This is a genomic window from Oceanicoccus sp. KOV_DT_Chl (genome assembly GCF_900120175.1).
Taxonomy (GTDB): Bacteria; Pseudomonadota; Gammaproteobacteria; order Pseudomonadales; family Dasaniaceae; genus Oceanicoccus.
The window spans coordinates 1,444,470-1,456,460 of sequence record NZ_FQLF01000002.1; the positions used below are offsets into that span (position 1 = coordinate 1,444,470).

An 11,991-nucleotide genomic window follows, 5' to 3' on the forward strand; every position below is an offset into this window, starting at 1 on the left:
ATTACTCCTCACTCTCTTCAATAGCAGGAGTACTGATGTTAAACGAGAGATTGAACTCACTCGCTTGCTCACCATAATTAGGCATCGCCTTTACCGCCGTTAAATTGGGATCGGCAAACCAATCTGATTTATCTACTCGCCGCATTAAACTCGAGATCCGATTATTTGATTCCGCAATACCTTTAAGCTGGATTCCGTTGTTAGTTCTCTTCAACTCGCTGTAAAAAACACCATCAGGCAGGGTTTTTACCATTTCATCAAAAATCCTAACAATAATCGGGCGATTGCCCTGCAACTCTTGAATTACCTTCATACGATCAAGCAATTCGTTCTTTTTCTTTTCTAATTCCTGAATCTCTTTAACTTGCTGATCCAACTCACTAATTTGCTGCTTCAAATACGCATTTCTGGAGTTCTGATTTTCGATTGCTCCACTAACTGCCATATCGGCTAATAACACCAGCACTGCACCAAAACCGGCAACAACACCTAGCACCACAAGGAATGCTTGCTTAAGTTCCTGACGGCGTTCTTCGCGCCAGGGAAGTAAATTAATATTAGCCATTAATCGAAACTCCTTAACGCCAAACCGCAGGCGATCATTAGTGCAGGAGCATCATTACTCAACGACATCGCATCAACTTTTGACGCTAACGACATATTGGCAAAGGGATTCGCCAACGTAGTGGCTGTACCTAACTTTTCTTGTACCAACTCTGCCAACCCTGACATCGAAGCTACGCCTCCTGCCAAGACAATATGATCCACATCGTTGTACTGACTGGAAGAAAAGAAGAATTGTAATGAACGAGTAACCTGCTGCACTACCGCATCTTTAAAGGGCTCCAGTACTTCAGGTTCATAATCATCCGGCAGACCGCCCTGCTTTTTAGCTAGTCCGGCTTCATCCAGGGACAAGCCATAACGGCGCTGAATTTCTTCAGTTAATTGGCGACCACCAAATAATTGCTCGCGGGTATAAACAGTTTGACCATCAACCAATACGCTTAGTGTGGTCATCGTCGAACCGATATCAACGATTGCCACTGCACTGTCTTCATCGCAATCTAACTGGGAGCGCAATAACTCAAAAGCACGCTCCACGGCGTAAGCTTCAACATCGACCACTTTCGCGGTGATATCAGCCATCTCCAGAGCATCTACCCTTAGTTCGACATTCTCACGTCGACAGGCTGCGAGTAGCACTTCTACTTGCTCAGGGCTGTTATCTGATTCGCCCTGCACCTCAAAATCAATGGCCACCTCATCCAGCGGGTAGGGGATGTATTGATCCGCTTCCAGCGTTATCTGGGTTTCCATATTGTCATCATTCAGCCCTGCAGGCATATCAATCAGCTTGGTGATAACAGCGGAACCCGCCACAGCAACCGCTGCAGTCTTTAATTTGGTTCCAGATCGAGCGAATGCTTTACCCACCGTTTCAGCGACACCCTCAAGTTCAGCGATATTTTTCTCTATCACTGCATTGGGTGGCAACGAGGCTACCGCAAAGCTCTCGACCTTGTATTGGTCACCACTTTTGCTGATCTCAAGAAGCTTGACCGAGGTAGAACTAATATCTATCCCAAGTACAGGCACTGATCTTTTATTTCCGAATAAACTGCCTAACACAGTAATTTTCCTATTTGCATCCGTAACTTACAGCGAACTCTTACAAGTTACATTAAATATCACGAATGGGGATTGCGCAAATTAATCGTTAGAAAAAAGTGCTTATAATTTCACACTTTGGCAAACTAACTTGAAGTAAAGTATGTCCTCGCACTTTTAACAACTGGAAAACCATGGCCCGCATCACAAATTTCACCAAGATAATCCTTTGGCTACTACTTTCGATCGTCACAGGAATCACCCTAATTGCCGCTAGCGCTTATTTATACCTTAGCCCGAATTTGCCATCTGTCGATGTGTTAAGGGATGTTCAGCTGCAAACCCCCCTTAGAATCTACACTGCAGACGATCAACTGCTGGGGGAGTTTGGTGAACAACGCCGCACACCTATTAATTTCGATCAAATTCCTGACCACTTTGTCAAAGCGATTCTTGCCGCTGAGGACAATCGCTTCTTTGAGCATCATGGCGTAGATCTACTTGGGCTGCTGCGAGCAGTGTCACAATTAGTGGCGACTGGAGAAAAACAAGGGGGCGGCAGTACTATTACGATGCAGGTAGCGAGGAACTATTTTCTCTCCTTCGAACGAACTTTCTCTCGAAAATTCAATGAGATACTACTTTCCTTTCAAATTGAACGCGAGCTGAGTAAACAGGAAATTCTGGAACTTTACGTCAACAAAATATTTCTGGGTAATCGCGCCTATGGTATCCAGGCCGCCGCCCAGGTGTACTACGGCAAGACCATTGAGGAATTAAACCTTGCTCAGTTAGCCATGATTGCAGGTCTCCCGAAAGCCCCTTCCAGCTTCAACCCACTGGTCAACCCGGCCAGAGCGATGATCCGCCGGAACTGGATTCTGGATCGTATGCTGGAGCAAAACTATATTGATGTCGAAAGCCACAAAGTTGCCGTTAATAGCCCTATCAGTGCCAGTTATCATGGATCAAAACTGGGACTGGATGCACCCCACATCGCTGAAATGGTGCGTAAAGAGATGCTTGGCCGCTACGGTAAAGAAACCTATACAGCAGGTTATAAAGTATACACCACGATAAATAGCCAACTTCAGGACACTGCCCAACAAGCGGTGGTCAATGGTTTGCTGGCATACGATCAACGCCATGGCTATCGCGGTCCCGAACAACAACTCACGCTAGAAAATACCGGGGTCACTGATGAAGGGCAGTTATACGAGCTATGGATCAAAACCCTTGGCAACACCTCCAAACCCGCCGGACTGAGCCCTGTCATTGTTAAGACCGTTCACACCCAGGCGTTTACTGCACTCCTGGAAGACGGCAATGAAATCACCATCGAATGGGAAAACGGCTTAAAAAGCGCCCGCCCCTTTGAGACCGCCAGTCGACGGGGAGCCAGCCCCGCCAGGCCAGCGACGTAGTCAGCGTTGGCGATCTGGTTCGAATACGGCAAATGCCCGATGGTAGCTGGCACTTTAGTCAACTCCCTGCTGCAGAAGCCGCTCTGGTATCGCTGGATGCGGATAACGGTGCCATTCAGGCTTTGGTCGGTGGTTTTAATTATCATCAAAGTAAATTTAATCGCGTCACGCAAGCAACACGGCAGCCAGGCTCTAACTTCAAACCGTTTATTTACACTGCCGCTTTAGCTAATGGCTTTACCGCTGCCAGTATTATTAATGATGCCCCGATCGTGTTTGAAGATGCTGAACTCGAGAGTACCTGGCGACCAACCAACGACAGCGGCAAGTTTTACGGGCCAACCCGCTTGCGACACGCCCTGTTTAAATCACGTAATTTAGTCTCGATACGACTACTGAGAAGCCTGGGCATCCCCAAGGCGATTAAGTATGTAGAACGCTTTGGCTTCGACCCGACCCAGCTGCCACGAGATTTGTCTCTAGCACTGGGTAGCCACTCCCTAACCCCTTTACAGATAGCAAGTGGTTACTCCGTACTGGCTAACGGCGGCTACAGTGTCTCCCCCTATTTAACTCAACGCATTGAAGATGTAGATGGTGACATTCTGTTTGATGCCACCCCGGCAACAGTATGTCGTGATTGTGAGCAGGTTGGCGACAGCGCCGAAATGCCGGTCGAAGAGATGGCAACGCTGGAAGATATTCTGCAACAGACCGAACCTGAACCCACCCTGCCAGACGCGAAACGAGTGATTGAGCCCAGAGTCGCCTACATTATCGACACCATGCTGCGTGATGTTGTACAAAAGGGCACCGGCCGTCGCGCCCGCAGTATTGGCCGCAATGATTTAGCGGGTAAAACCGGTACCACTAACGGCCCGACTGACGCTTGGTTTTCCGGCTACGGCGGTGGCATCGCTACTACCGCATGGCTGGGTTTCGATAGAAACGCTGTTTTGGGTAATAGAGAATTCGGCGGCACAGCAGCCTTGCCAATCTGGATTGACTACATGCAAGTTGCCCTCAAGGGCCGGCCAGAAACGAATCGCAAACAACCCGATGGATTAGTCACTATCAAAATCGACCCCACTACCGGACTGCTGGCAAAACCCGGTCAGAGCAATGCTATTTTTGAAATATTTCGCGAAGAGTTGGCACCAAAACAAGAAGCGGTATTAGAGTCCATTGGTGGTGATACGTCACAGATTAAAGAGGTCATGCAGGAAGATATCTTTTAATCATCTACACTTTAGTTAAAGTTTTTCAACCTAATTGGACAATAGGACGTTCTCACTATGGGCTTCTCAGACATTATTTTTTGGATAGTACTGATCGCAGCAGTTGTATATATTGTTGGCATCTATAACCAACTCGTCACTCTCAAAAACCGCTTTCAAAATGCCTTCGCCCAAATTGAAGTACAACTAAAGCGGCGCTATGACCTGATTCCCAATCTGGTCGAAACTGCCAAAGCCTATATGACCCATGAGCGGGAAACTCTGGAAGCCGTCATCAGCGCCCGAAATGAAGCTATGACCATGCTAAAAAATGCGGCCAAAGACCCCGGCGACAGCGCTATCAATAGTTTGGCTGGCGCAGAAGGCCAGCTGCAAAACGCCATGGGGAAATTTAATATGGTGATGGAAAGCTACCCGGATCTGAAAGCCAACCAAAACATGATGCAGCTCACCGAAGAGCTTACCACGACCGAAAATCGTGTAGCTTTCTCCAGACAATCTTTTAACGATGCGGTTACCGAGTACAACAGCTATCGCCAATCCTTCCCACCGGTATTTTTTGCCAAAAAATTTGGTCACCCTAAAGATGCAACGCTACTGGAGTTTGCCGACAGCGCAGAAATTCAGGCTGCACCCAAAGTTTCATTTTAATCCGCAGCTAGTTTGCACAGCTAATGAATTTTTTCACCGCTCAGGATCAGGCCAGGCGCAACACAAAACGGCTGGTGATATTGTTTTCAGTGGCGGTACTCTCACTCATTATCATCACCAACCTATTAGTCGCCATCAGCTTTTGGATTATGGATGGGCAACTCACTGGCGTTAGTGAAGCTCAGGTCTTACTCCAACAAACCGGCGCCGGTCGATTCGACCAATATTTTAGCTGGCAAAATTTCGGCAAAATCTGCTTAATCGTCAGCGGTGTTATTTTTTTAGTGATCGCATTTAAATGGCTGCAACTAGCCAGTGGCGGCAAGCGTGTTGCCGAATCATTGGGTGGCAGAGTTATCCTCCCCAGTACTGACAACCCCAATGAAAGGTTACTGCTTAACGTAGTAGAAGAAATGGCGCTGGCTTCGGGCATGCCGGTACCGGCTGTTTACTTACTCCCTAATGAAAAAGGCATTAACGCCTTTGCCGCTGGCTACAGCCCTGGGGACGCAGTCATAGGAATTACCCAGGGGGCTTTAGATCAATTCAATCGCGAACAACTCCAAGGAGTGGTCGCCCACGAATTCAGTCATATTCTCAACGGGGACATGCGGCTTAATATACAAATGATCGCACTGCTTAGCGGCATCGTTTTTATTGGCAACATCGGCCATATACTGACGCGAACCGGTGGTCGCCACGGCAGCTACCACAGCACCAGCCGCTCAGCCGACAGCCGCATATTTTTATTAGGGTTGGTGTTATTAATCATTGGTTGGCTGGGTACTTTCTTTGGCGGCCTAATTAAAGCAGCGGTAAGTCGGCAGCGTGAATTTCTCGCCGACGCCAGCGCAGTGCAATTTACCCGCAACCCAAAAGGGATCGCTGATGCGTTAAAAATTATTGGCGGCTACAACGCAGGCTCGCAATTATTCAGCCCTAGAGTCCACGAGACCAGCCATCTGTTTATTGCCCACGCACTGGGCAGCCTCACCCGATTTGATTCTCACCCGCCGCTGGAAACCCGCATTCAAAGAGTGGAACCCGGTTGGGATGGAAGGATGATTGAACGCACAATGCGCGTCGAACCCTATCAACAAGGTTCGGCCCTGAACGGTGAAAAAGCCCGTGCCCGTGAAGCAGCGGCAGCCGCAACCGCCGCCGCTGCATTTATCGCTCAACGCCAAGCCACAACGACCACGACAACTGAAAATAATATAGATAACACACCACAATTATTAGCTGCGATACCATCATCACTAATAGCACTTTGCCAGGAACCCTTTGGCGCTACGGCTTTAGCATACGGTTTATTATTGGATAAAAAACCGGGTATTTTGCAACAACAACTCGATTATATCGAACGTTCGGGGATTAAAGGCTTAGCGATACAGTGCCAGCAATCTCTTGCCGACATCCATCATCTCGACATCACACAACGTTTGCCGCTAATAGAATTAGCGATGCCAGCGCTGAAATTAATGTCTGCAGAACAATACAAAATATTTAAGCGAACACTATTATTATTAATCCGTGCCGACAAAAAAATGGACTTATTTGAATGGAGTTTATACCAACTACTGACACACTACCTGGATAGTGAATTCAATAAAAGTCGCGCAATCCACGTGCATTATTCTTCCCTCAAACCGATTGCTAACGACTATGCTATGGTGCTTTCCTGCCTCGCTCACAGGGGTCATAAAGACCAGGTAGAGGCGGCACTAGGATTCAACAAAGCCTGCCAACTGGTAGAGCTAAATCGGCTCAGTTTGCTACCTTTAAAACAATGCCAACTGGATGACTTTGGCAAAGCAGTGACCAAACTTTCACAATGTCTCCCGTTATTAAAACCTAAAATTCTAAAAAGTTTTGCGGCCTGCGTATGCCATGATCAAAAAATTACGCCCCAGGAAGCGGAGCTACTGGCAGCCATTGCTGCGGTGATGGACTGCCCGCAACCGCCTCTTGAATTTCAATCATAAATAGGTCCAAACTAGATCGCCTCAAGCGCTTCAACTAACTTGGTCACTCCAATTATTTCCATGCCAGCGACACCTTTTTTGGGGACGTTCGCTTTCGGTACAATAGCCCGTTTAAAGCCATGTTTGGCGGCTTCCAAAATCCGCTCCTGACCGCTGGGCACAGGACGAATTTCACCGGCCAAACCCACCTCGCCAAACACCACCAAATCCTGCGGTAACACCCGGTTGCGAAAGCTGGATACAATCGCCAACAGCAAAGCCAAATCGGCACTGGTTTCCAGTACTTTTACGCCACCCACAACGTTAACAAATACATCCTGATCACCTACCTGTAAGCCGCCGTGCCGGTGCAAAACCGCTAACAACATCGCTAGCCGGTTTTGCTCCAAACCCACCGCCACCCGCCGCGGATTGCCTAAAGAGGAATCATCCACCAGCGCCTGTATTTCCACCAATAACGGCCGCGTACCTTCCCATACCACCATCACCACGCTACCTGATGCGGCCTCACTTTCTCTGGAAAGAAAAATAGCAGAAGGGTTTTTTACTTCTTTTAAACCCTGCTCGGTCATCGCGAATACACCCAGTTCATTGACAGCACCAAAGCGGTTTTTCTGCCCCCGCAAGGTTCGAAAACGACTATCCTCGCTGCCTTCTAACAAAATGGAACAATCAATCATATGCTCCAGCACCTTAGGCCCTGCCAAGCTACCATCTTTGGTTACATGTCCGACCAAAAATAACACGGTACCGGTCTGCTTGGCATAACGGGTTAGGTAAGCGGCGCACTCCCGCACTTGGGAAACACTGCCCGGCGCAGAGGTCACATCATCGGTATGCACTACCTGTATTGAATCCACCACCAGTACTTTTGGCTTTAGTACCTCAGCCTGCGCACAAATCCTTTCGACATTGGTTTCAGACAGCATTTTTAATTTATCGGTAGGTAAACCCAAGCGCTGTGCGCGCATCGCTACTTGCTGTAGCGACTCCTCCCCCGTCACATACAAAGCTTCCATGGTTTGCGCCAAATAACACATGGTTTGCAACAACAAAGTACTTTTACCGGCCCCTGGGTGACCACCCATCAAGACTGCCGAACCGTGTACCAAGCCGCCACCTAACACGCGGTCAAATTCCAACGCGCCACTGCTAAAGCGCGGTAGCTTTTCTAAATCAATTTGGTCCAGAGTTTGTATTTGCTGACTATTGGCCGCCCCAGCATAGCCCTGAAAGCGCGCGTCTTTGGCGGCTTTTGGCGAAGATGCTAACTTAATTTCTGCCAAACTATTCCAGGCACCACAGTCTTTACACTGGCCCTGCCAATTCGCATAGTCTGAACCACAGTCGTTACAGACATAAGCTGTTTTAACTTTAGCCATAAAATTTACCGAAGGTTTCCATCCAATTGTTTTAGTAAAGCCTAATCAATAACTGTATAAATTAACAGTGCTAAATAGCGCTATTTCAAACATTAAGGCATGGCTGCATTCTGCACCCGCCTCCAACTGTCAATACCCGCGGTTCATTACAGTGCAACTAAAACGCTGGTTTCATACGGGTCGCTTCCGTACAATAAAGCCCCGTGCAGATCTGCCAATAACATAGATCAGCACCTCTCCGGTACACTCGATAATAATGTGATGACTAAGAAACGCCCCGAATACTCTGAAGGCCCTTTTATGGCCGACCTGCAACGGCAAGGCTCGGCAATAGCCAATAGCTGGCGGCCATCAGCACGCCTCTGCCAGCAACTAGAAAGTCAGGGGCTCAACCGGCAATTTATTAATGGCGAGCTCCGCATCCAGTTTGTTACCGGGCTACAGCAGCAAGATGTTAGAAACGCGGATTGGGACGAACTATTCAAGCAATACGCGTTGCAACGTGCACCCGCATCCCACCCGACCAATCACCAGCAGCCGACGCGCGAGACTTTTAGCCCCGGTAGCAGCACCAACCCTCAGCAAGTTAGCACCCAGCGCGCCACAGCCATGAGCGATGACTGGCGCCCCAGTGACAATATGGTCGAGCTGATCATGGCTACCATCTGCCCTAATGCTGATTACCTGAAAGCGCAACTCATTAGCTTTACCAGCCACTTCCACGGTCAATACAACCCCAACTGGGATCAGCAATTTAAAAAATGGGTTAATAACGGCTGGAATGTGTACGGCCACAAAAATAATTTTGGCAAAAACAATAAAGAAGAACGCAGCTTTGTGGAAAAGCATACCGATATGAGTTGGACCGATGGCCTCTGAAATAAAACCGGCTTCATTAAACGAAGCCGACAAACGCAATATATTTACCGCAATCGGCCAAATATTCGCCGAGTTTGAATTGGTATATCACAACCAATACCACAAAGCGTTTCCTACCGAGGAAAAATTAAGTTTTGCCAAAAAGATCTGGTATAACAACCTTAATCATTTAACACCAGACCAAATTATCGCCGCCGCACACCAAGCAATTCGCCAATCTGAATTCCTACCCACCATCAAAGGGTTGTTGAAATATGTCGGCAGTAGCCAAGGGTTACCCGACGCTTATAGTGCTTATATAGAAGCCTGCCAAGCCGCCTCCCCAAAAATTGAACAGCAATGGTCGCATCCTGCAGTGTATATGGCAGGCGTCGCCGCCGATTGGTTTTTTTTAGCCAGCAATGCTGAAGCCAAAGCCTTTCCTGTTTTTAAACGACACTATGAAATATTGTGTGAGCGGGTTATTGGTGGCGAAGTGCTAGCGATGCCCAGCTATCAAGCGCTACCGGAAACCATTAGCCAACCGCTCAGCAATCAAGAGCGGAAACAACGTATGAAAAAGCTGCGTGCCAACCTCAATCTTTAATCCCTTCGATGACAATACTCAACTGAGTTGCTCGGCAGCGACGCGGATTATGTCCAGTTTTATCCTGAACTCAGCCAGTAAATCATGTATCTGTTGCGACTCTAAGCCGGCAACACTTTGCAAACGCTGCTGCACAGGTGAAAGCAGCGCTCCGTTTGCAGGCAACACCCTGACTACATGCTCCACCGCCGCCACCAAATGCACCAGTTCGCTAGCCTCCCCTTGATAACCATCATTCAATAAACCACGAATCGAAACTGCCAAATAACGTGGTAAATTCCAGAAGGCCGCTAAGGTCGCTCCGGCAGAACACGCATCCACTCCCAGCAAGCGTTTTTCAGCGGCGCAAATCTCGGCTAACGACGCTAGCTCCAAACCCTGCTGTTGAAACACCTCATTCATGTCTACTGGGCGACGCTGCACTAACAACAAAGTGCCAATATTATGTAATAAGCCCAACAGGTATGCTTGCCCCGGGTCGGCACAACCACTTAACTTGGCTACATCTGCCGCCAACTGGCCAGTCGCCAAGGCATTTAGCCAATATTTTTTGAGGGAAAACCCGGAGCAGCGGTTAGTCACAAAACACTCATTGGCCAACATAGCCAATGCTAGATTGCGCAGCGTATCGACCCCAAATACACGCACCACAGCCTCTTTTATGGTGGCTACAGCTGCCACCCCATACACCGCGCTATTTGCCAGCGCCAACAGCTTTGTGGTCAAGGACGGGTCACGCTCCACAATTGCAGCCAAGGCATCCATTTGATAATTACCAGCATTGATCATATCCAGTATTTGATTGGCGACTATAGGCAGGTTGGGTAACTGGGCGTCATCATTAATATCAAAATCACCGGTACCACTAAATTGGTAATCTTCCTGAAAGCGGGAGGCGGTAACGCCCTGCCATTTTTTAAAGGCGCGATCAAATGCTGCGCGCTCGGAAAACCCCAAGTAAAAAGACACTTCATCTACCGTTTTACCATCTGCTAACAGCCGGATAGCGCGAGTGCTTTTGTAGTTTGCTAATAGTTCTCTAAAGGACACATTGTATTCTGCCAGTTGCCTGGAAAAAGTGCGCTCCCCCAGCGCCAGCGCCGAAGCCATGCTGGTCAATGTGACCTTACCGAGATTCTCGGTGGTAGCCAAAATCTGCTGTATCTGGTCAATAATAGTTTGCTCGGTATTAAGTTGTTTGAGAAACATATCCAGCTCTTTTCTGAACACCCGACACAGCGAATGGTTGGCTCCGGGTAACGGTTTATCCAACAATTCAGCCTTGGCATAAATCCGCAAGTTAGGCTTGTTAAATGTCACGGTGCTGCAATTCAACCAGTCAGCATAACGATGCTGGTATTCGCCGCCGCTACCGCACACCTCGATCCGGGTAGGAAAAAAATGATAATTTAGCGCATGATTAATCAAGCTATAACAGCCAGCCAAAATCAAATCCGCTTTGATATCAACAATCTCATCCTGGCTGGGAAGCGGAAAATCAATATACAACTCATCACCCAGCTGCTGCCAGCGGGGCATATCCACACCATGAATGATGACCCCATAGTAGCGACAATAGTTATCCAGCAAATCCCGCAATGTTGCCGAAGCAATCATCAAAAAAGACAGTGAACCGAAGCAACCTACCGGCAGCTTAGCGCCAATACGCAAACCGATATCCTGGTAACCCTGAGCGATACCAATCTCACTCAACAAACCATAAATTTGACTCAGCGCTAGACGCTCACTTTCCTCACCAATACGTTCCGCGGCAGGCAGCGAGAGTTTGCTTTGGAGCATTTTTAATTCAGCAGGATGGTCTTTAAACAAGGCATAAATAGGCCGCAGGATTTGCGCGCTAAGACTGCTATGTTGGGCTGCTACTGCCATGGATGTTAATTCCTGAAGACATCTTTAACGCTAACCACAATACTTTGCCAGATTAACGATAGCCTAATAAAAAATGTTGTCACAATTGATCAAACGAATGTCAAATCCGGACATATGCCCAACCCTAAACCGACACTATCATAATTGCCATACAAATCAGCAGACTACTACCATGAATACGCCAAGCAACACCCAACAGGCTAGCAATCAACTTAAACATCTACTACCAGAAATGCGTCGCCTGACTGCAGAAATCATAGCTTTTACCCAATTTCGACTGATCAGTTATCAGCGGTCAGAAGGCGTTAGCTAGCGACCTACAATCTTAAGCCGTTTAGCCTCCAC

The 11,991-nt window shown here is 48.0% G+C and carries 10 protein-coding genes and 1 pseudogene; 7 read left to right on the forward strand and 4 right to left on the reverse strand.

The window, feature by feature from the left end:
* Position 1: 1 nt before the first annotated feature.
* The gene (locus tag UNITIG_RS10515) at positions 2-565 is read right to left on the reverse strand and encodes a PilN domain-containing protein (protein ID WP_101758335.1); all 564 of its coding nucleotides are present in this window, start codon (positions 563-565) and stop codon (positions 2-4) included.
* Positions 565-1,632, reverse strand: a complete 1,068-nt coding sequence (locus UNITIG_RS10520) for a pilus assembly protein PilM (protein ID WP_101758336.1) — start codon at positions 1,630-1,632, stop codon at positions 565-567. Before UNITIG_RS10520 ends, UNITIG_RS10515 begins: the two co-directional genes overlap by 1 nt.
* 173 nt (positions 1,633-1,805) lie before the next feature.
* Here UNITIG_RS10520 and UNITIG_RS24265 point away from each other — a divergent pair.
* The 4 genes and pseudogenes from UNITIG_RS24265 to UNITIG_RS10535 form a co-directional block, all read left to right on the forward strand.
* A pseudogene (locus UNITIG_RS24265) lies at positions 1,806-3,046 on the forward strand (penicillin-binding protein 1A); the annotation flags it as partial.
* Positions 3,047-3,067: 21 nt separating this feature from the next.
* Positions 3,068-4,273 (forward strand): penicillin-binding protein 1A, encoded by a 1,206-nt coding sequence (locus UNITIG_RS24270; RefSeq protein ID WP_235015350.1) that lies wholly within the window; start codon positions 3,068-3,070, stop codon positions 4,271-4,273.
* A 57-nt stretch (positions 4,274-4,330) separates the two neighbouring features.
* Positions 4,331-4,924 (forward strand): LemA family protein, encoded by a 594-nt coding sequence (locus UNITIG_RS10530; RefSeq protein ID WP_101758337.1) that lies wholly within the window; start codon positions 4,331-4,333, stop codon positions 4,922-4,924.
* A gap of 23 nt (positions 4,925-4,947) precedes the next feature.
* The gene (locus UNITIG_RS10535) at positions 4,948-6,909 is read left to right on the forward strand and encodes a M48 family metallopeptidase (RefSeq protein WP_101758338.1); all 1,962 of its coding nucleotides are present in this window, start codon (positions 4,948-4,950) and stop codon (positions 6,907-6,909) included.
* An 11-nt stretch (positions 6,910-6,920) separates the two neighbouring features.
* Here the strand turns inward: UNITIG_RS10535 and radA are convergent, their stop codons facing one another.
* Positions 6,921-8,291, reverse strand: coding sequence for a DNA repair protein RadA (gene radA, locus UNITIG_RS10540; protein ID WP_101758339.1), 1,371 nt, complete (start codon positions 8,289-8,291; stop codon positions 6,921-6,923).
* A gap of 261 nt (positions 8,292-8,552) precedes the next feature.
* Here radA and UNITIG_RS10545 point away from each other — a divergent pair, with 261 nt between their 5' ends.
* On the forward strand, positions 8,553-9,170 hold the full coding sequence (locus UNITIG_RS10545; protein WP_101758340.1) for a DnaT-like ssDNA-binding domain-containing protein: 618 nt from the start codon (positions 8,553-8,555) through the stop codon (positions 9,168-9,170).
* Positions 9,160-9,756 (forward strand): replication protein P, encoded by a 597-nt coding sequence (locus UNITIG_RS10550; RefSeq protein ID WP_235015351.1) that lies wholly within the window; start codon positions 9,160-9,162, stop codon positions 9,754-9,756. Before UNITIG_RS10545 ends, UNITIG_RS10550 begins: the two co-directional genes overlap by 11 nt.
* A gap of 18 nt (positions 9,757-9,774) precedes the next feature.
* On the opposite strand, the gene UNITIG_RS10555 is transcribed toward UNITIG_RS10550, so the two are convergent.
* Positions 9,775-11,646: an HDOD domain-containing protein gene (locus UNITIG_RS10555; RefSeq protein WP_101758341.1), complete on the reverse strand. Its 1,872-nt coding sequence runs from the start codon at positions 11,644-11,646 to the stop codon at positions 9,775-9,777.
* 172 nt (positions 11,647-11,818) lie between these two features.
* Between UNITIG_RS10555 and UNITIG_RS23085 the strand changes: the two genes are divergently transcribed.
* Positions 11,819-11,959 (forward strand): hypothetical protein, encoded by a 141-nt coding sequence (locus UNITIG_RS23085; protein WP_159931139.1) that lies wholly within the window; start codon positions 11,819-11,821, stop codon positions 11,957-11,959.
* The last annotated feature ends 32 nt before the right edge of the window (positions 11,960-11,991 follow it).